The following is a 21,161-nucleotide window of genomic DNA, read 5'->3' as shown; positions in this document are numbered from 1 at the left end:
TGTGGTGCCGGCACCAGGAGTCGAACCCGGGACCTACTGATTACAAGTCAGTTGCTCTACCAACTGAGCTATACCGGCGTGTTAGGGCGACGATTATAGCGATTGGAAAGGTTCTGTAAACCCCTGAATTCTGACTATTTTTGCAAAGTCTGAGGTTTCTTGCGATTAGGCTGTCTTGGGCACGTTTTCACAGGTTGCAAGCCTGTGGAAAAACACACGCTGAAAAGCCATTAAATTGACTATCTACCGTCCATCTAAAAGGCCGAGCATAAAAACAGCAAAATAATGACACTTCAAACCCTTTGTCACAGAATGCCCCCAACAAGGGCGCCTATAAAAAGACCTGCGGCAAGTGCCCGCACTTGCTGACCTTCACGTCTTTAAGCTGCGTCGTGAGGAGCAGGCTATGAGCCTAAGCAAAGAAATTCTGGCGTTGTTTGGCAAAGACGTTACCCATGATGCCGACGGCATCAATGCAAGAATGCACTTTTTCGGCAGTGTTCCTGACGAAAGTATTTACCAACAGCCCCTCAATGCCCCGGAGCTGCGCCCTAAAATAGTGGCGTTGGTGTCTATCAATGGCGGTGTGGGCCGCAGCACGCTGGTCACGGCCTTGAGCAGTGGGTTGCAGCGCCTGGGCGAGTCGGTGGTGGCGCTGGACCTGGACCCGCAGAATGCCTTGCATCATCACTTTGGGGTCAGTTCCACCTTGCCCGGAATCGGCCGCACCAGTCTGGAGCATGGGCAATGGGCGCCCTTGCAGCAGTTGGGCTTTGCCGGTTGCCAGGTGATGATCTTCGGCGATATCGATATCCAGCAGCAGGAAAGCCTCGAGCGCTGGCTCAAGCAGGAGCCCGGTTGGCTGGCGCAGCGTCTTGGGTGCCTGGGGCTCAGCGAGCGGCACACGGTGATCATCGATACGCCCGCGGGTAATAACGTCTATTTCCATCAAGCGTTGAGCGTTGCCGATGTGGTGCTGGTCATCGTGCAGGCGGACGCTGCTTGCCTTGGGACCCTGGATCATTTGGACCTGCTGCTCGCTCCGCACCTTGAGGGCGAGCGCCCGCCGGTTGTGCAGGTGGTGATTAACCAGGTGGATGAGAGTAACCCCTTCAGCCTGGACATGGTCGAGGCGTTCAAGCATCGCTTAGGCAAAGACCCGTTGGAAGTTCATCGCGATATGGCCATCAACGAGGCGTTGGCCTACTCATCCGACCCGCTGGATAACGTGGCGAAACGGCTGGCCAGTGATGATATCAACGAGGTTTGCCTGTGGCTGAAGGCGCCAAAACAGACCGCATAAAGCGCCCGTTATGCGCGTGGCGCCAGATGCTTATGCACAATCGGTTGGTAACAGCTGTCACGAAACAGCCATTTTGTGCAGCAGTTCTCAGCACGCTGCAACTGCCTGTTTTGTGTGCACTTTATTTTGTGAACAAAAAATGACCAGGCCGGCTTTTGGTGTGAAGTGCCGATATCTAGGGCCTCTGCAAAGTATTCATCAACAGAGTTATCCACAGGGCGCATGTAGGATTTTTTGCCCTTTATTCGCGCTCGGCCAGCACCATCAGGTTGCGAGGGGTCAACGATGGTTCGCAGAAGCTGCCGACCTCGACGTTGTAGCCCTGTTCCACCATGAACAGTGCCCGGTCCAATACCAACCACAGTTCCAATGGGCGTCGAAACAAGCCTCTCACTAACTCAAGGTTGCGCACCTCGGCCAGGCGTTGCCAGCCGTGAGCTTCCAGGGCCGGCCAGTTCTGCTCGCCTGTGGATAAGCCCTTGAGGCTTGCCAGTTCCTGGCAATAGTCGGCAAAGGGTTTATCCAGCCAACTGGCGGGCAGGGAAGGTGTTGGCAGGTAGTCGTCGCAGTCACGCAGTTGCCGTTGCAGTTGGTCAAAGCCCAGGCGGCGGGCCATGGATGTGTCCCGTTGTTGGCGTACACGGTTGCCGGCGGTGACGGTTTCGCTCAGGGGCAGGCCCAGGTCATCAATCGACAGTTGCAGCAAGGAGGCGCGCCCGGCGGCGGAGAGGGCTTGATAACGGTCGGCGGTGATGCGGTTGTAGCAGCAGGGCGCCAGGGCCAGTTGTTTGCAGCCGGCGGCGCTGGCCAGTTGCAGCAGGCGCACATGCAGGTCGCCGCAGGCATGCAGGGCGACCGGCGTGTGTTCGGGCTGGATCGCGACATCCGCCATCACGTCTTGCAGATGATGGGTTGCGGGCAGGCCGTGGCGATCACTCAAGGCTTGGCCGGAGGCGATCAGGGCGGGGTCGTATTCCAGGCAGGTCAGCTGTTGGCCGGGTTGCAGCAGGCGGCGGCCTAGATGGCCTTTGCCGGCGCACCAGTCCAGCCAGTGGGCTGGCGTTTGGATAAAGGACAGCGCGGCGCCGAAGGCTTCGATCTGTTGCCATTTGCGCCCTGGCACGTCGACGTTCAGACGGTGGCGAGCGGGCTCAAGGGTGTGCGTGGGTAACTTATCCACAGTAGCGAGGCGCAGCGCGTGAGCGGCCAGCTGTGGAAAAGGTGTGGGCGCGGGCAGGTCGTGGGGTTGGTTGTGACTGGCTTCAGCTTCGGCTAACGAACGCCGACGCAGCCACTGGGATAACTCGGGATGCTCGGTTTCCCAGGGCAGCTGCAACTGAGTAAAGGGCCGTGGTCGCCACAGCCCTTGGTGCTCGATCAGGAATGCATCCAGTGCCTGGAAGCGTGCCTCAACGGCCTTGGCATGCATCGACGCGCAGCCATTTTTCCAGCAGTTTGAAGCCGCGCACCAGCACGTAGGCCATCAGCAGGTAGAACAACCCCGCAGCGAAGAAAATCTCCACCGGCAGGTAAGTGCGGGCAATGATGGTGCGCGCCATGCCGGTCAGTTCCAGCAGGGTCACGGTACTGGCCAAGGCGCTGGCCTTGAGCATCAGGATCACTTCGTTGCTGTAGGCCGGCAGGCCGATGCGCGAGGCGCGTGGCAGGATGATGTAGAACAGCGTCTTGGGCTTGGACATGCCCAGGGCCCGCGCCGCTTCGATCTCGCCCGGCGGAATGGCCTGGATCGCACCGCGCAGGATCTCGGCAATGTAGGCGGCGGTGTGCAGGGTCATGGTGGCGGTGGCGCACCAGAACGGGTCTCGCAGGTACGGCCACATGAAGCTGTTGCGCACGGCGTCGAACTGCGCCAGGCCGTAATACACCAGGAACAACTGCACCAGCAGCGGCGTGCCACGGAAGAAGAAAATGTAGCCGTAGGGCAGGGCGCTCACGTACCAGCGGCGCGAAGAGCGGGCGATGCCCAGAGGGATCGCCAGCAGCAGGCCGGCGATCACGGCGATTGCCACCAGCTCCAGGGTCAGGGTTGCGCCCTGGGCCAACTTCGGCAGCCACTTGATGATCACGGCCCAGTTCAGGCCCAGGTCAAAGTGCGATAGCCAGCTGTAGTCGCCGCTCATTGGGTGCTCCTTGCAAAGCCGCGGGCGGCGCGTTTTTCCAGGAAGTGCATGCTGGTCATCGCCAGTACGGTCAGGCCCAGGTACATGAATGCGGCGACCATGAAGAAGGTGAAGGGTTGCTTGGTCACGGTCACGCCGATCTGCGCGTGGCGCATGATTTCTTCCAGGCCGATCACCGACACCAGCGCGGTGTCTTTCATCAGGATCATGAACAGGTTACCCAGGCCCGGCAGGGCGATGCGCCACATCTGCGGCATGATCAGCCGGGTGAAAATCCGAAACTTCGACAGCCCCAACGCCACACCGGCTTCGCGGTGGCCCTTGGGAATGGCGAGGATCGCGCCGCGGAACACTTCCGTTGCGTAGGCGCCGAAGCACAGGCCCAGGGCGATGACGCCGGCGGCGAAGGCACTCAGCGACAGGTCGGGGTTGCCGAAGAACTCACCGAGCGCACGCATCAGGTTGACGGTGCCGAAGTAAATCAGCAGCACCCACAGCAGCTCGGGAATACCGCGCACGATGGTCGAATAAGCGCCGCCCAGCCATTGCAGTGGCTTGTACGGGGAGGTCTTGGCCAAGGCGCCGGCAAGGCCGAGCACCAGCCCCAGGCACAGGGCCGTGAGCGCCAGTTTGACGGTCATCAGCGCGCCGGCGGCAAGGGCCGGGCCGAATCCGTAGAGATCGAAATTCATGGTGTTTTCATATCGCGGCAGGCATTGCTAAAAGCCAGCGCGCTCGCAGGAGCGCGCCGGGCAGGCCGTTCAGATCATTCGATGCTGAACGGGAAGTACTTGTCGTTGATCTTCTTGTAGGTGCCGTCTGCCTTGATCTCTGCCAGGGCTTTGTTCAGGCGCTCGCGCAGCGGGTCGCCTTTGCGTACGGCGATACCGATCTTGTCGCTTTCTACCACCGGGTCGCCTTTGAATTCATAGGCCGAACCGTCTTTGCTCTTGAGCCATTCGTACTGCACGTACTTGTCAGCCAGGATGCCGTCGAGGCGACCGGAGGTCAGGTCGAGGTAGGCGTTTTCCTGCGTGTCGTAGAGCTTGGCTTCGGTGTCCGGCAGCTTGTCTTCCAGGTAGGTACCGGCCAGCGTTGCGCGCTGTGCACCGATCACCTTGCCTTTGAGGTAAGTGGCGTCGGTCTTGAAGTCCGCAGTGGCTTTGGGCGCAATGAACTGCAGCTTGTTGGAGTAGTACGGGTCGGTGAAGTCAACCGCCTGCTTGCGCTCGTCGGTGATCGACAGCGAGGACACCAGGAAGTCGAACTTCTTGGCGTTCAGGGCAGGGATGATGCCGTCCCAGTCGGACACATACACTTCGCACTTCTCGACTTTCATCTTGGCGCACAGGGCGTCGCCGATGTCCTTGTCGAAGCCGACAACGTTGCCGCTGGCGTCTTTATTGTTGAACGGCGGGTAGGCCGCTTCGATCCCCATCTTCAAGGTTTCTGCCATGGCCGTGGCGCTGAATGCCATCGAGACGGCCGCGGCCAGAAGGAATTTCTTATAGGTCTGCATGCATGTTGCTCCGTTAGCGGTTGCTGGACATGAATTGTTTGCAGCGCGCCGAAAGCGGGTTTTCAAATACCTGCTGTGGCGATCCTTGCTCTTCGACCAGGCCCTGGTGCAAAAACACCACTTCGCTGGATACCTGGCGGGCGAAGCCCATTTCGTGGGTGACCAGCAGCATGGTGCGGCCTTCTTCGGCCAGCGCGCGGATCACATTAAGTACTTCCTGGACCATTTCCGGGTCAAGCGCCGACGTCGGTTCGTCGAACAGGATGACTTTAGGCTGCATCGCCAGGGTACGCGCAATCGCTGCGCGTTGTTGTTGGCCGCCAGAGAGTTGCGCAGGGTAGGCGTGCCGCTTGTCGGCGATACCAACCTTGGCCAGCAGGGCCTCGGCCACTTCTATCGCTTCGGCCTTGCTCTGGCCGAGCACGCGCCGAGGAGCCTCGATGATGTTGTCGAGGATGCTCATGTGCGGCCACAGGTTAAAGTTTTGAAACACAAACCCGATTTCGCTGCGCAGGCGGTTGATCTGCTTGCCGTCGGCGGCCATCAGTTCGCCGTTTTTCGCGGCCTTTAGCTTGAGTTCTTCGCCGGCCACCAGGATCTGGCCCTGGTGCGGGTTTTCCAGCAGGTTGATGCAGCGCAGGAAGGTGGACTTGCCGGAACCGGAGGAACCCAGGATCGAGATCACATCGCCGTCGCGAGCGGTCAGCGAGATACCTTTGAGTACCTCAAGCTCACCATAGCGTTTATGCAAGTTGCGGATTTCAAGCGCGGGCGTGGCCTCGGCCATGTGCGGTCCTCATTGTGTTCGTTGCGATCTTCGCTGTTGGGCCGCCTTCCTGGCGAGGCGCCAAGCTAGCATAGCGTTTGGATGACAGCCAACAGCGCTGCGGACGGTTAACCGGTGGTCTGCGGCAGGGTGTCGCATCGGCGCAGCAGTGTGTCGCGCCATCAACAACCTACAGACGTTTGACCCGGAAAGATCCACAGGCTTCGCGTAAAAAAGGGCGCGATGGTGCCAGCTTTGGCCGGGTGTTGGAAGGGTTAACCGGGCAAACGGTCCATATCAGCCCGGTTATGGGGCGTCACGTACTTTTTGTGTGTGTTTTTGGTGCGTCGCAATGCCACGAATGTGAGTCGCACGGTAACGCTATAGCGGAATGCCATTGTTCTCAATGACTTGCGATGAGTGGTGAATTGTCCTACAGCCCCCGCCAACTGTGGTTCTGAAATATTTTGGCGCAAATCTTGCGTAAAAAATAAAGAACGCCCTGTTGGATTCTTTTCACGAGAAAGGCTGCAAGCCGGGCGAACCGTTTTCGCAATTCCTCGCAAAGGTGTGTCAATGAGTAGTACGCAAAGCTCCAATGACCTCGAACAGGGGCTCAAACCGCGTCACGTCACCATGCTGTCGATTGCCGGTGTCATCGGCGCCGGTTTGTTTGTCGGCTCCGGCCATGCGATCGCTGCTGCCGGCCCGGCTGTGCTGTTGGCCTATGCAGCCGCCGGTACGCTGGTAGTCCTGGTGATGCGCATGCTGGCCGAGATGGCCGTTGCGTCACCGGATACCGGTTCGTTCTCTACCTATGCCGACCGGGCAATCGGCCACTGGGCCGGTTTCACCATTGGCTGGCTCTACTGGTGGTTCTGGGTGCTGGTGATTCCACTGGAAGCCAACGCGGCGGCGACCATCCTGCACGCCTGGTTCCCCGACGTGGCGATCTGGGTGTTCACCCTGGTCATTACCTTGCTGCTCACCGCAACCAACTTGTTCAGCGTGAAGAACTACGGCGAGTTCGAGTTCTGGTTTGCGCTGATCAAGGTCGTGGCGATCGTGGGCTTTGTGATCCTCGGCCTGGCCGCGATCTTCGGCTTCTTGCCCACCAGCCAGGTCAGCGGTGTTTCGCACCTGTTCGATACCCAAGGGTTCATGCCCAACGGCATGGGTGCCGTATTGGCGGCGATCCTGACCACCATGTTCTCGTTCATGGGCACCGAGATTGTCACCATCGCCGCAGCCGAATCGAAGAACCCGGGCCAGCAAATCACCAAGGCCACCAACTCGGTGATCTGGCGGATTGGTTTGTTCTACCTGTTGTCGATCTTCATCGTGGTGTCCCTGGTGCCTTGGAACGATCCGACCCTGGCTGCCGTAGGTTCCTACCAGACCGTGCTGGAGCGCATGGGTATCCCGAACGCCAAGCTGATTGTCGACCTGGTGGTGCTGGTTGCCGTGACCAGTTGCCTCAACTCGGCGCTGTACACCGCGTCGCGCATGCTGTTCTCCCTGGGCCGTCGCGGTGACGCACCGGCCGTGGCCAAGCGCACCAACAAGAGCGGCACGCCTTACTGGGCGGTGTTGCTGTCTACCGGCGCCGCGTTCCTGGCGGTATTCGCCAACTACGTCGCTCCGGCGGCGGTGTTCGAATTCCTGCTGGCCAGCTCCGGCGCCATTGCGTTGCTGGTGTACCTGGTGATTGCCGTGTCGCAACTGCGCATGCGCCAGAAGCGTGCGGCAGCAGGCGAGAAGATCGTCTTCAAGATGTGGCTGTTCCCAGGCCTGACGTACGCGGTAATGGTGTTTATCGTCGGTACGTTGACCATCATGCTGTTCCAGGAAGCGCACCGGGTCGAGATCATCGCCACCGGGGTTCTGAGCTTGCTGGTGGTATTGGCGGGGTTGGTGGTGGCGAGCCGTCGCAAGGCCCAAAGAGTAGGGGCTGCGGCGCTTAACTGACGAGAGACGGTGGTAGCGCACCGCGCAACAATGTGGGAGCCGGGCTTGCCCGCGATGACGGACTGCCAGTCGATATATTCGTCGACTGACACACCGCCATCGCGGGCAAGCCCTAACGCCAGTCAGTTAAGACAGAATCGGTAACTGTGGCGAGGGAGCTTGCTCCCGCTGGGGCGCGAAGCGGCCCCAAAAATGGTACTGCTACGCAGTCCAGCGGGAGCAAGTCACTGGTTGTCTGCTCGAGCTCTTAACTGACTGGCATTAGGGCAAGCCCGCTCCCACATTTTTATTTTGTGTCAGTCGGGGGCGTTGGCCAGCGCCTGGGACGCCGCCACGTAATCGGCCTGGAACTGCGGCGACTCAATCCACGCTAACGCCGCGGCTTCGTCATCGCTGTCCGTCGCCCACTGCCGATACTCGATCAGCGCCGCCAGGATAAAGTCGGTCGCTTCTTCTTCGCCTTCCTGCTCCAGCACCAGCGCCAGCAACGGGTGCGCCAGGAACACCGCACACAGCGCCTGCTGGCTGATCTCGCCAGCGGCACGCATTTCGACGAACAGTTCAGTCAAATCCACCGACTCAAGGTCGATGCGGCTGTCGTCGCCAGCAAAAGCATCCGGCTTGTGCGCCACGGCGCGCTGGGTGCGGTTTTGCTTGGCCTTGGCTTTTGCCCGGTGGGCGCGTTTTTGCTGCTTGTTTGGCGAGGCCATGGGCTCAACGTCCTTGGGGGTCTGGTCTGGAGGGTGTATTGAAGCGCAGGTTGGGGTAAATCCCAAGGGTTTCTCGGGCGGCAATGATTGCTGTAGTGCTCGACCTTATCTGCGCGGGTACTTAGGCTGACAGTCTATTGACCCACCAGAGCCCGCCCATGACCCGTGACACCCTGGAACACCATCAGGTCCCGATCTACTTTGTTGCCGTCTTTGTGGCCGTCACGTTTGGCCTGTTCTGGCCCTTGTCGGCGCAGGGCTTCAGCCTTTGGGTGACACCTGCCATCGCCGTGCTGATGTATGCGATGTTTTTGCAGATACCCTTTCTTGAGCTGCGCCAAGGCTTGGGCAACAAGCGCTTCATGGCGGCCTTGCTGCTGGCCAATTTCATTCTGGTGCCTTTGCTGGTGTGGGGGTTGACCAGCGGCCTGGTGGAGCGCCCGGCGTTGCTGGTGGGCGCTCTGCTGGTGTTGCTGACGCCCTGTATCGACTACGTGGTGGTATTTACCCATATCGGCAAGGGCGATTCGCGTTCGATGCTGGCGGCAACCCCGCTGTTGCTTTTGCTGCAACTGCTGCTATTGCCGGTATACCTGGGGCTGATGTTGGGCGAGCAATCCAGCGTGGTGGTAGCGGCGGGGCCATTTGTAGAGGCGTTCGTGGGGTTGATTGTGGTGCCGATGCTTCTGGCTGTCCTCACCAGCGCGCTTGCGCGGCGTTCGAGCGCTATCGGTCTTTGGAGCAGCGCCTGGGCGTGGTTGCCGGTGCCGGCGATGGCGCTGGTGTTGTTTGTCGTGCTCGCTTCGCACATCACTGCGGTGGTGCGAGATATCAACTTGTTGTTGCCGGTCATTCCAATCTACGTGGCATTTGTACTGTTGGCACCGTTGATGGGCATTGGGGCTGCGCGGCTGTTCGCACTGCCAGCGGTGACGGCGCGGGCGGTGACGTTCAGTGCGTCGACGCGTAACTCGCTGGTGGTTTTGCCATTGGCGCTGGCCCTGCCGGAGGATGTGCGCGGTTTGGCCGCAACGGTGGTGATCCTGCAGACCCTGATCGAGCTGGTTGCCGAACTGCTCTACGTTCGCCTGATCCCGGCAGTGGTGTGGCCCACCAGTCGGTAACCGCGTGAATGTTCAGGTCTGTTCAGGCGCCATTCAGGGGCGCGTTCGGCACCATACGCCAGCGCTTCCCACCTGACAGGTCACCCGATGGATCACCGCAACCGTTTTCGCCTGGAGTCACTGGGTATTTTCCTGGTCGCTCTCTTGTTGTTCACAGTAGGTATCTGGGATCAGCAGCCCCAGGGTTTTGACGGGCGTTGGGCGCTGTTCCTGCAGGAAATGTATCGCCATGGCGCGAGTCTTTTCCCCACCACCTACGGCCAGCCCTATGCGGATTACCCCGGCACCGCGACCTTCTTCAGTTATCTATTCGCCCGCTTGTTTGACGCGCCGAACCACTTGGCGAATGTGCTGCCCACAGCGCTCGCGTCGGCGGGGGTGATCGCGCTGATGTATCGCCTGCTGGCGCCCTACAGCCGTGCCTGGTCGCTGCTGACGGTGCTGCTCACGCTGCTCACCGCCCAGTTGCTCGAGAAGTCGCGCTCGGTGTGCCTGGACCAGATGGTTGCATTGTTATGCGTGGGCAGTTTCTACCTGCTGCACACCGGCGAACGCCTCGGGTCACGGTTGAGGCAACTGGCGGTGTTCCCGCTGTTCATCCTGGGTTTCGCCTTACGTGGGCCGCTGGGGTTGATTGAAGTCTGCGCGGTGGTGTGTGTGTATTGGGCGTTGAGCAAGCCGGGGGAGCGTGTCCGACAGGTGCTGATCCACGGCGTTGTCGGCCTGGTGTTGCTCGCCGCGTGCTGGTGGCTGCTGATGAAGCTTGCGCGGTTCAGTGGTGGCGATGCGTTTGCCGATGAAGTCTTCAAAATGCAAGTCGGCGGGCGTCTGGATGAGTCGGGTGAGCCGTTTTACTTTTATTTCCAACTGAGCTTGTACCGCTACTTCCCGGTGGTGCCGCTGGCGTTCGCGACCCTGTTTGCGTTGCGCCATCGCTGGCCCGAGCGTTGGGCCAATGAGCACCTGCAATTGCTGGTGCGGTTCGGGGGCTGCGGCTTGATGATTCTGCTCGGCCTGTCGGCACCGCATTTCAAACGCGCTTATTACATTCTGCCGATGGTGCCGATGTTTGCGGCTGTCGCTGCCTATGGGCTGCTTCACGCGCAAGGCTGGCTGGTGGGTGTGCGCCGTTGCTATGAATGGCTGGTCGCGGCGCTGCCGGCGTTGTGCGTGGTTGTGTTGTTTGTGTGTCGACACGCCTGGCAGAAACAGGGCTACTGGCCGGAGATTTCCTTGCCGTTGATGATCGGCGTGCTGGTGGTGCTGCAAGCCGCAGCGTTGATTGCCTGGCGGCGAGCATGGCGGTTGGTGTGGCTCAGTCTGATCGCGCTGGTGGCGCAATGGCTGTTGCTTGTGACAGTGATAGAGCCGGCCAAGGACCTGCAATTCGACACCCGGCGGTTTGTCAGCCAGGTGGAGGCGTTGCGCCAGGCGCAGCCAGGTCCCTTGGTGTTTGTCGATCTGGCCCGGGATACCTGGGCGGTGCGCTACATGATGAACCTGGATCACGATGAACAGCCGCTGTTTGTCGGGCGTCACGAGCTTGAGAAGTTGGCGGCGCTGCCCCGGCCCTCCTGGGTGATCGTGTCGCGCAAGGAGACCGCGCTGTTGAAGGGGTCGCCGTTGGAGCACCTGGCGCCGAGCTATCAAGGGCGCTTGAATGACAACCCGTTGATGGTGTTCTTGCTCAAGTAAGGAGGCCCTTGAGCCAAGGGCCTGTCGAGCAGATGATTATTTGCAACGGAAGCTTTCAGGCATCGTGACCGTGTAATTGCGCTGCACGCGGTCCTGGAAATTCAGGTTCTGCAAACCCTGCTGCACCAGGAAGGCTTCGACCTTGGCGGCTTGGCAGTCGTCGTTATAGGACGACGCCCTTAGCAGGTAGACAGCGCGCCTGCTCACTTCATCACGAGCGGTGACCCGGAAGGTGGTGAGCGTGGTGTAGCCGGTGCGCTCCGAGGTCCCTACCGGGCCGTAGGAGGTGTTTGGAGTGCTGGTGCAGGTCAGTTGGTCGGTCTTTTTCTTGTTCTTCTTGCATTGGGTGGTGGTGCTGTTTGCCACCTGCCCGTATTCGGTGGCGGTATAGCGATACGTCACCTGCTTGCTGTCGACGTCCAGGGTGACGGTCATTTTGATCGGCGCGTGGTTCTTGGGCAGGGTGGTGTCGGTGAAGACATTGCGAAAGCCCTGGTCCTGCATGGCGCGGACCATGTCACGCAGGTAGTAGCGAGCATTGAGTGAGTTTTCATCACTTCCGCCAGTGGAAGTCACCAGCACGGTTGCCTGTCGGTCGAAGTGATAGTCGGGATCAGGCGTCGCGTTGATCGCTACGTCCAGCTGCGTGGCACACCCACTGAGCAGGGCGGTCAGTATTAATAGGGTGCAAAGCAAGAAGCGGGTCATGAAAAAACCTTACAACTGAGATTTGGGTAAAGGCTGAACGATTGAGTCCAGCCAAAAATAACCCTCAATCGTCCTGCTGCGACATCGTGTCCGTAAATGCGTGAGTCGCATTAAATCGCAGGCAATAAAAAACCCCAAGGAACGCATTGTTCCTTGGGGTTTCTCGGTATTTTGGTGCCCAGAGACGGAATCGAACCGCCGACACGGGGATTTTCAATCCCCTGCTCTACCGACTGAGCTATCTGGGCAACGGGGCGCATTAAACGGGTTTTTCAGGGGGTCGTCAAGCAAGTTTTCAAAAAATATTTAATTATTACCGTCGCTTACGTGCAGACCCTGGTTTTTGATCAATTATTGAGCAGGCGGCACGTAGCCGTCGGCCTTGGCGTATTCCTCGCCGGAAAAGAACTTGTCCATTTCGCCGGCCAGGTATTTACGGTCTTCGGCGTTCATCATGTTCAGGCGTTTTTCGTTGATCAGCAGGGTCTGGTGTTTCAACCAGTCGCCCCAGGCTTTGGCGGAGACGTGCTCGTAGATGTCCTGGCCCTTGGCACCTGGGTACGGAGGGCGCTCCAGGGCTGGCAGTTCTTCTTTGTACTTGCGGCACATGATGGTGCGGGTCATGACGAAACTCCTGCGTTCAATACGTCGGCCGCGCGCTTCAGCAGTTTTTTCACCGGGGCGGCAAGGCCCAGGCGCGGCGGGGTGGCGAGGTTATACCAGAGCCAGTCGGCCTCGGCCACGTGATGGGCGGTTTCCTCGACCTGGACCAGCCAGGGTTCGATGGCCAGCTGGAAGTGGCTGAAGGTGTGGACCAGCCCGGGCAGTTCCTGATGCTTGCCCAGCGCCAGCGCGTGCTGGTTGGCGAGGTGATCCAGGTCTTGCAGGTCGTCCAGCTCCGGCAAGCTCCACAAGCCGCCCCACAAGCCCGTAGACGGGCGACGGTAAAGCAGGATCGCGCCCTCGGCGTTGGCCAGCATGGGCATCAGCGTGCGCTTTTGCGGGATGGTCTTGCGCGGTTTCGGGATCGGGTAGCGTGTTTCCAGGCCCAGCATGTGGGCTTCGCAGCCTTTTTCCAGCGGGCACAGCAGGCAACTGGGTTTGCTGCGGGTGCACAGGGTGGCGCCCATGTCCATCATGGCCTGGGTGTAGGCGTTGACGCGCTCAAAGGGCGTGAAGCGCTCTGCGGTGGCCCACAGCTGTTTGGCGACCTTGGGCTCGCCCGGGTAACCCTCTTGCGCGGTAAAGCGCGCCAGCACGCGTTTGACGTTACCGTCGAGGATCGGCGCGCGCAGGCCCATGCTCAGGCTGGCAATCGCGCCAGCGGTGGACAGGCCGATGCCCGGCAGCTCGGTGAGCTTTTCCACGTCGCGGGGGAATTCGCCGCCGTGTTCGGCCACCACGATCCTGGCGGTCTTCTGCAGGTTGCGCGCCCGTGTGTAGTAGCCCAGGCCCGTCCACAGGTGCAGCACTTCATCTTCCGGCGCGGCGGCCAGGGCTTCGACCGTCGGCAGGGACGCCATAAACCGGTCAAAGTAATTGAGCACGGTGCTGACCTGGGTCTGTTGCAGCATGATCTCTGACACCCACACCCGGTAAGGGGTGATGTCCTGTTGCCAAGGCAGGTCGTGGCGGCCATGGCGGTCGTACCAGTCCAGCACCGCTTGTGAAAACTGCTCGTTTCTCATCGGTTGAACAGGCCTTTCAATGCGTCTTTGAGCTTGGGGTTAACCTTGTCGAGTTTCTCTTCCAGCTTCTCGTTGAGGCGGTTGCCGGCAGCCTTGAGGGCGACCTGGCCCAGGCCGTCCTTGTCCACGCGGCAGGCCTTGGCGCCAAGCTCAAGTGGGCCTCGGCAGCGCAGTGGCACCTCAATGCCCTGGAAGTTGGCGCCGACCTGGCAGGCCGGGTCCGGCACGTCGCGCTTGTCGCCTTCGACGATGATGCCGACGCGGTAGTCCATGCCCAGCACGCGTAAATCCACATCACCGTTGCCGTTGAGCGTCAGGCCAGGAATGCGTACTTTCAGGTCGGGGTTGCTGGCCACGCCGTTACGGAACGTGAGGTTGCCGCGCAGTTCCTGGAAGGGCGTGTCCTTGCCGCTTGGTGTGGCGCTCAGGGTCTTGCGGTTGAGCAGGGCGATGCCGGTGCACAGTTGCTGCTCGATGTTGGCATTGAGCAGCACACCGTTGTTGATCACGATGCTGGTGGTGCCGTTGAGGCTGTCGATCAAGGCCTTCTGGCTATTGCCGCGGCCGGTGAGGTTACTGTCGAGGGTGAGCTGGCCTTTGACCGGCGGGTTTTTCCCTTGGGCCTGCAGGATGCGCTCAACGGGCACCTGCTTGATGTGGCTTTGCAGGGCCAGCACGGGCGTGTCCTGGCGTACGTCGAGTGTGCCGTTGGCCTGGAACGTGCCGTTGTAGAGACCGCCGCTAAGGGTGTCGAGCTTGAGTTGCCCGTCAATGCCAGAGGCTTTGAGCACCGCGTTCTGAATGGGCAACTGACTCAGGGTCAGTTCGCCAAAGGCCAGGTCTGCATTCACGTCCAGGCTGCGCAGGCGCGTCAGCGGCAGCAGTTTGTCGTTGCTCCAGGCACCTTTGGTTGGCGCCTCCGGCAATGGTGTACTGCCGCCTGCCGCCATGGCGCCGGCTTCGCTGCTCTGTACTTCGGCCTGGCGCGCGGCGGTTGCGCCTTTGGCGGCTTCGGATTTGGCCGGCAGGTAATTGTCGGCATTGAAGGTATCGCCCTTGAGCTGCACACGCAGTGACTGCTTGGCGAAGTCATCCACAGCGACGCGGCCGGTGAAGGTGCTGGCATCGAGCTTCAGGTTCAAGTTTTCCAGGGCGACGCTGGTGGGCGTGCCCTTGAGGCGGCTCACCAGTTCGACCTTGCTCAGGCTGCCTGGGGCCATGGCAGGCAGTGGGTGGCCGACGCTCTCAAGAAACTTGGCCAGGTCAAACTGGGCAACCGACAGGGCGCCGCTGATCTGCGGGGTTTTGTCCAGGTCATTGGCCTTTAGTTCGCCCAAGGCGCGCAGTTGGTTGGCCGCCAGTTTCAGGTTGGTCCATTCGGCGACGTTGGCCGCCAAGTCCACCAGCAGTTGGCCCTGGGTGGAGAAGCTCACGGTCTTGCCTTGCAACGGCTCACCGGTGGCTTCGCCACTCAAGCGCATGTCTTCGAACTGATAACGCTTGAGCGCGCGCTGGATGCGCAAGTTGCCGTTCAGCTCAGTCTTGACCCGCATCAGCGGCTGGTTGCTGCCCAGGAACGCCGTGAGTTTCAGCGGGATGCTGGCGCCTTCGTGGATGGCACCGGCACTCAACTGGATACTTTCGGCACTCAATTGCTTGCCGGTCTGTTCATCGGTGTATTCGACGCGGGCGTTGTTGATGGTCAGGCTGTCGATGTCCAGGCGGATCGGCTGCGGCGGTTTTTCCGGCTTGGTTTCAGCCACCGGTTCGACCGGCGCGGGAGCGGGGGCACCGGCGGTTTCGTCGGGCAGGTTCTTGCCGATGTCTTCCCAGTTGCCGTGGCCTTGCTTATCGCGGTTCAGGCGCAGGTTCAGGCCCTCGACACGCACATCGCTCATCTGCACTTCGCGGCGCAGCAGCGGCAGTACGCGCACCGACAGGCCGAGCATCTGCAAGTCGGCAAACGGTTGAGTCGGTGCGGTCAGGGTTGCGACGCTGGCTTCATGAAGCTCCAGGCCCAGCCAGGGGAACAGGCTCCAGCCGATATCGCCATTGAGCGTCAGCTCGATGTGGGCCTTGTCGCGGGCTATCTGGCGAATTTCTTCTTTGTAGTCGTTGGGATCGAAAAGGTGGGTCAGGGCAAAGCCGAGCGCCACAATGATCAGCAACAGCCCGAGAAGTACCAGACCCAGGATTTTGCCGAACGCTTTCATGGGCGAGTCCTTGTATGTCGATTTCAAAATTTAGCCGCAGAGTATAACGCCCGAAGGCCGGCGTCAGTTCACGGATCGTTACATTGTATCCACCGGTGCGGAAATGGGATTTTGACGTCAAGAAAATACAGATAATCGAAAAAAGGTAGTGGCAGTTTGATTTTTCCGTCATCCACTGGTGCTAATCTCTGCACGTTCGTCCGCCTTCTGCGACTTAACGTCGCGCCTAAAAGGGAGCTTCACTCAACAAAACGGCCACGCTTTGCGTGCAAGGCCGAGGGAGAGAGCGCCTGACGGACGCATACCAATAACTGGGGGAAACACCAATGAGCACTAGCACTGTGGCCGGCAATGCCGCCGCACAGCCTGCGTTCCTGTCCAAGGAGCGCATCATCGCCAAGCCGGGCTTCAACCGCTGGCTGGTTCCACCGGCCGCACTGGCCATCCACTTGTGCATCGGCATGGCCTACGGCTTCTCGGTGTTCTGGCTGCCCTTGTCCAAGGCGCTGGGTATCACCGCGCCGGTGGCCTGCGCGCCGGACATGAGCTTTATCGCCCAAGTCTTTTCGTCCCAATGCGACTGGCCCATCTCCATGCTGGGCTGGATCTACACCCTGTTCTTCATCTTCCTAGGCTGCTCCGCAGCGATCTGGGGCGGTTGGCTGGAACACGCCGGGCCGCGTAAGGCTGGTGTTGTCTCGGCGCTGTGCTGGTGTGGTGGCCTGCTGATCTCGGCCTTGGGTATCTATACCCACCAGATCTGGCTGATGTGGATCGGCTCCGGGGTCATTGGCGGTATTGGCCTGGGCCTGGGCTATATCTCGCCCGTCTCGACCTTGATCAAGTGGTTCCCGGACAAGCGCGGCATGGCGACCGGCATGGCGATCATGGGCTTTGGCGGCGGCGCGATGGTGGGTGCACCTTTGGCCGCGGCGCTGATGGGCCATTTCTCTTCACCGACCAGCGTCGGTGTATGGCAGAGCTTTGTGGTCATGGCGGCGATTTACTTCGTGTTCATGATCGGTGGTGCACTGCTGTATCGCGTGCCGCCAACCGGCTGGAAGCCTGAGGGTTGGACTGCTCCGGCGAAAAAAGCCAGCAATGCGATGATCACTCACCGCCATGTGCATGTGAATGTCGCGTGGAAAACCCCGCAGTTCCGCCTGGTATGGCTGGTGCTGTGCCTGAACGTGTCGGCCGGTATCGGCATCCTGGGCATGGCTTCGCCACTGCTGCAGGAAGTGTTTGGCGGCAAGTTGCTGGGTGTTGATGTGCCATTTGGTCAATTGGATGCGGGCCAGTTGGCCTCCATTGCAGCCATTGCCGCTGGTTTTACCGGCCTGTTGAGCCTGTTCAACATCGGTGGCCGGTTCTTCTGGGCGTCGTTCTCCGACTACCTGGGGCGTAAAAACACCTATTTTGTGTTCTTCGCCCTGGGCTTTGCCCTGTACGCGCTGATCCCGAACCTGGGGCACCTGGGTAACGTGGCGCTGTTCGTGGCCGCGTTCTGCATCATTCTGTCGATGTACGGCGGTGGTTTTGCCACGGTTCCGGCCTACCTGGCGGACCTGTTCGGCACTCAGATGGTTGGCGCGATCCACGGTCGCCTGTTGACCGCCTGGGCCGCTGCGGGCGTGTTGGGCCCGGTGTTGGTGAACTACCTGCGTGAATACCAGTTGAGCATCGGCGTTGAACGCGCCGCGGCCTACGACATCACCTTGTACATCCTGGCCGGCCTGCTGGTGCTGGGCTTCATCTGCAACCTGCTGGTGCGCCCGGTGGCCGACAAGTACTTCATGACCGACGCGGAACTTGCCGCCGAACAGGCGCTGGGCCATGACAAAGGTGCTGATGCGAGCACCGTGCTGGAGTGGAAGGCCTCCGCCGCCAGCAAGCCGCTGGCGATTGCCGCGTGGCTGGTAGTGGGTATTCCGCTGGCGTGGGGTGTGTGGGTGACCCTGCAGAAGACCGCGGTACTGTTCCACTGACACCGCAATAAGGGTGGGCCCGGCTCCTGTGGGGGCCGGGCTTGTGTGGGGAGCTGGCTTGCCTGCGATAGCATCACTGCGGTGTAACTGATACCCCGAGGTGTCTGCATCGCAGGCAAGCCAGCTCCCACATAAGCCCATGCTCACATGTATGCACATGTCTATCCCCGACATTCCTCGCTCCAACTCGTCAGTCTTATCCCCTTCGTTGTTTCTGTTTAGCGCCTGCGCCCCTATAATGGCTGCCTTTTTCGCCCAATGATTTTGCGGAGCTGGTGATGGCCGAACGTAAGGCATCTGTCGAGCGCGACACTCTGGAAACCCAGATCAAAGCCTCGATCAACCTGGATGGCACCGGAAAGGCCCGATTTGATATCGGTGTACCTTTTCTTGAGCACATGCTGGACCAGATCGCCCGTCACGGGTTGATCGACCTGGATATCGTCGGCAAAGGCGACCTGCATATCGACGACCACCACATGGTGGAAGACGTGGGCATCACCCTCGGCCAGGCGTTTGCCAAGGCCATCGGCGACAAAAAAGGCATCCGTCGCTACGGCCATGCCTATGTCCCGTTGGATGAAGCGCTGTCCCGTGTGGTCATCGACTTCTCCGGTCGCCCGGGTTTGCAGATGCACGTGCCGTACACCCGCGCTAACGTGGGCCGTGGCTTTGACGTCGACCTGTTCCAGGAATTCTTCCAGGGCTTTGTCAACCACGCACTGGTCAGCCTGCACATCGACAACCTGCGCGGCACCAACACTCACCACCAGATCGAAACCGTGTTCAAGGCTTTCGGCCGCGCACTGCGCATGGCCGTGGAAGTCGATGAGCGCATGGGCGGGCAAATGCCGTCGACCAAGGGCGTCCTGTAATGCAGACGGTCGCGGTTATCGATTACGGCATGGGTAACCTGCACTCGGTGGCCAAGGCCCTTGAGCATGTAGGCGCTGGCAAGGTGCTGATCACCAGCGATGCCAACGTGATTCGCGAAGCCGACCGTGTGGTGTTCCCCGGCGTCGGCGCGATTCGCGATTGCATGGCCGAGATCCGTCGCCTGGGCTTTGATAGCCTGGTGCGCGAAGTCAGCCAGGACCGCCCCTTCCTCGGTATCTGCGTGGGCATGCAAGCCTTGCTCGACAGCAGTGAAGAGAACGGCGGTGTCGACTGCATTGGCCTGTTTCCAGGGCAGGTGAAGTTCTTCGGCAAAGACCTGCATGAAGATGGCGAGCACCTCAAAGTCCCGCACATGGGCTGGAACGAAGTGCGCCGCACCGTCGACCACCCGCTGTGGCACGACATCCCGGACATGGCGCGTTTCTACTTCGTGCACAGCTACTACATCGCCGCCGGTAACCCGCGCCAGGTGGTGGGTGGCGGGCATTACGGCGTCGATTTTGCCGCCGCACTGGCCGATGGTTCGCGCTTTGCCGTGCAGTTTCACCCGGAGAAAAGCCATACCCATGGCCTGCAATTGCTGCAGAATTTCGCCGCGTGGGATGGTCGCTGGTAAATGGCCAGGAAGCCGAAGCCGCCGATCTTGAACCTCGCGCCCGAGCAGGAGCGTGAGGCTACCGACAAGATCAAGCGGTTCATGGAAGACCGCTTCGAGCTCAAGCTGGGCTCGTTCGAGGTCGCCGAAATTCTTGAGTTGTTCACCACCGAAGTGGCGCCGCATTATTACAACAGGGCGATTTTCGACACGCAGACGCTCCTTAAAGAAAGGTTCGAAAGCATCGAAAGCGACTTGTGGTCGCTTGAGAAACCCTGATTTCCCAAGCATTGCTGAATATCGAATAAGGTTTGCCAGATGCTGATTATCCCCGCTATCGATCTCAAGGACGGCGCTTGTGTCCGCCTGCGCCAAGGCCGCATGGAAGATTCCACCGTGTTCTCCGATGACCCGGTGAGCATGGCTGCCAAATGGGTAGAAGGGGGCTGCCGTCGTCTGCATCTGGTGGACCTGAACGGCGCCTTCGAAGGTCAGCCGGTCAATGGCGAGGTGGTCACCGCCATCGCCAAGCGCTACCCGACCCTGCCGATCCAGATCGGCGGCGGTATCCGCTCCCTGGAAACCATCGAGCACTACGTGAAAGCGGGCGTGAGCTACGTGATCATCGGCACCAAGGCCGTGAAAGACCCAGCCTTCGTCGCCGAAGCCTGCCGCGCGTTCCCTGGCAAGGTGATCGTCGGCCTGGATGCCAAGGACGGCTTCGTCGCCACCGACGGCTGGGCTGAAATCAGCACCGTGCAAGTGATCGACCTGGCCAAGCAGTTCGAAGCCGACGGCGTGTCCGCCATCGTTTATACCGACATCGCCAAAGACGGCATGATGCAGGGCTGCAACGTACCTTTCACCGCAGCCCTGGCAGCGGCCACCAAGATTCCGGTGATCGCTTCCGGCGGCATCCACAACCTGGGCGACATCAAGTCGCTGCTGGACGCCAAGGCGCCTGGGATCATCGGCGCCATCACCGGCCGTGCGATCTATGAAGGCACTCTGGACGTCGCCGAAGCCCAGGCTTACTGCGACGCCTACAACGGCTGAGGACTGACCATGGCGCTGGCCAAACGCATCATCCCTTGCCTGGACGTCGACAACGGTCGCGTGGTCAAGGGCGTCAAGTTCGAGAACATCCGTGACGCCGGCGACCCGGTGGAAATTGCCCGTCGCTACGATGAGCAAGGTGCCGACGAGATTACCTTTCTCGACATCACCGCCAGCGTCGATGGCCGCGATACCACGCTGCATACCGTCGAGCGCATGGCCAGCCAGGTGTTTATCCCGCTGACCGTGGGTGGCGGCGTGCGCACAGTGCAAGACATCCGCAACCTGCTCAATGCCGGTGCGGACAAGGTCTCGATCAACACCGCCGCGGTGTTCAACCCCGAGTTTGTCGGCGAAGCCGCGCAGCACTTCGGTTCGCAATGCATCGTGGTGGCTATCGACGCCAAGAAGGTCTCCGGCCCGGGCGAAACCCCGCGCTGGGAGATCTTCACCCACGGCGGGCGCAAGCCTACCGGGCTGGACGCGGTGGAGTGGGCGATGAAGATGGAAGGCCTGGGCGCCGGTGAAATCCTGCTGACCAGCATGGACCAGGACGGCATGAAAAACGGCTTCGACCTGGGCGTCACCCGCGCCATCAGCGATGCACTGGGCATCCCGGTGATCGCGTCGGGCGGCGTCGGCAACCTGCAACACCTGGCCGATGGCGTGCTTGAAGGCCACGCCAGCGCGGTGCTGGCGGCGAGTATTTTCCACTTTGGCGAATACACCGTGCCCGAGGCCAAGGCCTACATGGCAGCGCGCGGTATCGTCGTGCGCTAAACGCTGCTGG

The 21,161-nt window shown here is 60.4% G+C and carries 20 protein-coding genes and 2 tRNA genes; 10 read left to right on the top strand and 12 right to left on the bottom strand.

Annotation, left to right across the window (positions count from 1 at the left end; translation table 11 throughout):
- Positions 1-2: 2 nt before the first annotated feature.
- Positions 3-78, bottom strand: a tRNA-Thr gene (locus tag ACTJLA_RS09025).
- A gap of 328 nt (positions 79-406) precedes the next feature.
- Here ACTJLA_RS09025 and bcsQ point away from each other — a divergent pair.
- Positions 407-1,303 carry a cellulose biosynthesis protein BcsQ gene (bcsQ, locus tag ACTJLA_RS09020; protein ID WP_440841029.1) on the top strand — a complete coding sequence of 299 codons (897 nt, stop codon included), beginning with the start codon at positions 407-409 and terminating at the stop codon, positions 1,301-1,303.
- Positions 1,304-1,544: 241 nt separating this feature from the next.
- On the opposite strand, the gene ACTJLA_RS09015 is transcribed toward bcsQ, so the two are convergent.
- From ACTJLA_RS09015 to ACTJLA_RS08995, 5 genes are all read right to left on the bottom strand, one after another.
- On the bottom strand, positions 1,545-2,732 hold the full coding sequence (locus ACTJLA_RS09015; protein ID WP_440841028.1) for a methyltransferase: 1,188 nt from the start codon (positions 2,730-2,732) through the stop codon (positions 1,545-1,547).
- A complete protein-coding gene (locus tag ACTJLA_RS09010; protein ID WP_032803763.1) occupies positions 2,713-3,402 on the bottom strand; it encodes an ABC transporter permease in 690 nt (229 codons plus the stop codon). The genes ACTJLA_RS09015 and ACTJLA_RS09010 overlap by 20 nt, the downstream gene beginning before the upstream one ends.
- 38 nt (positions 3,403-3,440) lie before the next feature.
- On the bottom strand, positions 3,441-4,136 hold the full coding sequence (locus ACTJLA_RS09005; RefSeq protein WP_005783890.1) for an ABC transporter permease: 696 nt from the start codon (positions 4,134-4,136) through the stop codon (positions 3,441-3,443).
- 74 nt (positions 4,137-4,210) lie between these two features.
- Positions 4,211-4,963 carry an ABC transporter substrate-binding protein gene (locus ACTJLA_RS09000; RefSeq protein ID WP_014716503.1) on the bottom strand — a complete coding sequence of 251 codons (753 nt, stop codon included), beginning with the start codon at positions 4,961-4,963 and terminating at the stop codon, positions 4,211-4,213.
- 13 nt (positions 4,964-4,976) lie between these two features.
- Positions 4,977-5,750 carry an ABC transporter ATP-binding protein gene (locus ACTJLA_RS08995; protein ID WP_010213906.1) on the bottom strand — a complete coding sequence of 258 codons (774 nt, stop codon included), beginning with the start codon at positions 5,748-5,750 and terminating at the stop codon, positions 4,977-4,979.
- 555 nt (positions 5,751-6,305) lie between these two features.
- On the opposite strand from ACTJLA_RS08995, the gene gabP reads away from it, so the two are divergent.
- The gene (gene gabP, locus ACTJLA_RS08990; RefSeq protein WP_034125525.1) at positions 6,306-7,697 is read left to right on the top strand and encodes a GABA permease; all 1,392 of its coding nucleotides are present in this window, start codon (positions 6,306-6,308) and stop codon (positions 7,695-7,697) included.
- 296 nt (positions 7,698-7,993) lie between these two features.
- Here gabP and ACTJLA_RS08985 read toward each other — a convergent pair whose 3' ends face one another.
- Positions 7,994-8,407 carry a hypothetical protein gene (locus ACTJLA_RS08985; RefSeq protein WP_034125526.1) on the bottom strand — a complete coding sequence of 138 codons (414 nt, stop codon included), beginning with the start codon at positions 8,405-8,407 and terminating at the stop codon, positions 7,994-7,996.
- A gap of 158 nt (positions 8,408-8,565) precedes the next feature.
- On the opposite strand from ACTJLA_RS08985, the gene ACTJLA_RS08980 reads away from it, so the two are divergent.
- Positions 8,566-9,531, top strand: a complete 966-nt coding sequence (locus ACTJLA_RS08980) for an arsenic resistance protein (protein ID WP_440841024.1) — start codon at positions 8,566-8,568, stop codon at positions 9,529-9,531.
- Positions 9,532-9,618: 87 nt separating this feature from the next.
- A complete protein-coding gene (locus ACTJLA_RS08975; protein ID WP_440841023.1) occupies positions 9,619-11,226 on the top strand; it encodes an ArnT family glycosyltransferase in 1,608 nt (535 codons plus the stop codon).
- Positions 11,227-11,262: 36 nt separating this feature from the next.
- Here the strand turns inward: ACTJLA_RS08975 and ACTJLA_RS08970 are convergent, their stop codons facing one another.
- The 5 genes from ACTJLA_RS08970 to ACTJLA_RS08950 all read right to left on the bottom strand — a co-directional run bounded on the left by ACTJLA_RS08970 (position 11,263) and on the right by ACTJLA_RS08950 (position 15,835).
- A complete protein-coding gene (locus ACTJLA_RS08970; protein WP_440841021.1) occupies positions 11,263-11,934 on the bottom strand; it encodes a hypothetical protein in 672 nt (223 codons plus the stop codon).
- A 172-nt stretch (positions 11,935-12,106) separates the two neighbouring features.
- Positions 12,107-12,182, bottom strand: a tRNA-Phe gene (locus ACTJLA_RS08965).
- A gap of 103 nt (positions 12,183-12,285) precedes the next feature.
- The gene (locus tag ACTJLA_RS08960) at positions 12,286-12,558 is read right to left on the bottom strand and encodes an oxidative damage protection protein (protein WP_034125530.1); all 273 of its coding nucleotides are present in this window, start codon (positions 12,556-12,558) and stop codon (positions 12,286-12,288) included.
- Complete coding sequence (gene mutY, locus ACTJLA_RS08955) at positions 12,555-13,622, bottom strand: A/G-specific adenine glycosylase (protein WP_034125531.1); 1,068 nt, start codon at positions 13,620-13,622, stop codon at positions 12,555-12,557. The genes ACTJLA_RS08960 and mutY overlap by 4 nt, the downstream gene beginning before the upstream one ends.
- A complete protein-coding gene (locus ACTJLA_RS08950) occupies positions 13,619-15,835 on the bottom strand; it encodes an AsmA family protein (protein ID WP_440841019.1) in 2,217 nt (738 codons plus the stop codon). The genes mutY and ACTJLA_RS08950 overlap by 4 nt, the downstream gene beginning before the upstream one ends.
- A gap of 326 nt (positions 15,836-16,161) precedes the next feature.
- Between ACTJLA_RS08950 and ACTJLA_RS08945 the strand changes: the two genes are divergently transcribed.
- The 6 genes from ACTJLA_RS08945 (at position 16,162) to hisF (ending at position 21,151) form a co-directional block, all read left to right on the top strand.
- On the top strand, positions 16,162-17,823 hold the full coding sequence (locus ACTJLA_RS08945) for an OFA family MFS transporter (protein WP_054897552.1): 1,662 nt from the start codon (positions 16,162-16,164) through the stop codon (positions 17,821-17,823).
- 278 nt (positions 17,824-18,101) lie between these two features.
- A complete protein-coding gene (hisB, locus tag ACTJLA_RS08940) occupies positions 18,102-18,698 on the top strand; it encodes an imidazoleglycerol-phosphate dehydratase HisB (protein WP_003187781.1) in 597 nt (198 codons plus the stop codon).
- Positions 18,698-19,336, top strand: a complete 639-nt coding sequence (hisH, locus tag ACTJLA_RS08935) for an imidazole glycerol phosphate synthase subunit HisH (protein ID WP_054897551.1) — start codon at positions 18,698-18,700, stop codon at positions 19,334-19,336. The genes hisB and hisH overlap by 1 nt, the downstream gene beginning before the upstream one ends.
- Positions 19,337-19,594, top strand: coding sequence for a DUF2164 domain-containing protein (locus ACTJLA_RS08930; protein WP_032894032.1), 258 nt, complete (start codon positions 19,337-19,339; stop codon positions 19,592-19,594).
- 39 nt (positions 19,595-19,633) lie between these two features.
- Positions 19,634-20,371: a 1-(5-phosphoribosyl)-5-[(5-phosphoribosylamino)methylideneamino]imidazole-4-carboxamide isomerase gene (gene hisA, locus ACTJLA_RS08925; protein ID WP_032894030.1), complete on the top strand. Its 738-nt coding sequence runs from the start codon at positions 19,634-19,636 to the stop codon at positions 20,369-20,371.
- A gap of 9 nt (positions 20,372-20,380) precedes the next feature.
- Positions 20,381-21,151 (top strand): imidazole glycerol phosphate synthase subunit HisF, encoded by a 771-nt coding sequence (gene hisF / locus ACTJLA_RS08920; protein WP_003187786.1) that lies wholly within the window; start codon positions 20,381-20,383, stop codon positions 21,149-21,151.
- The last annotated feature ends 10 nt before the right edge of the window (positions 21,152-21,161 follow it).

This window comes from Pseudomonas sp. 22072, assembly GCF_052046095.1.
Classification (GTDB): Bacteria; Pseudomonadota; Gammaproteobacteria; order Pseudomonadales; family Pseudomonadaceae; genus Aquipseudomonas; species Aquipseudomonas paracarnis.
This window is presented reverse-complemented; position numbering and strand designations above follow the sequence as displayed.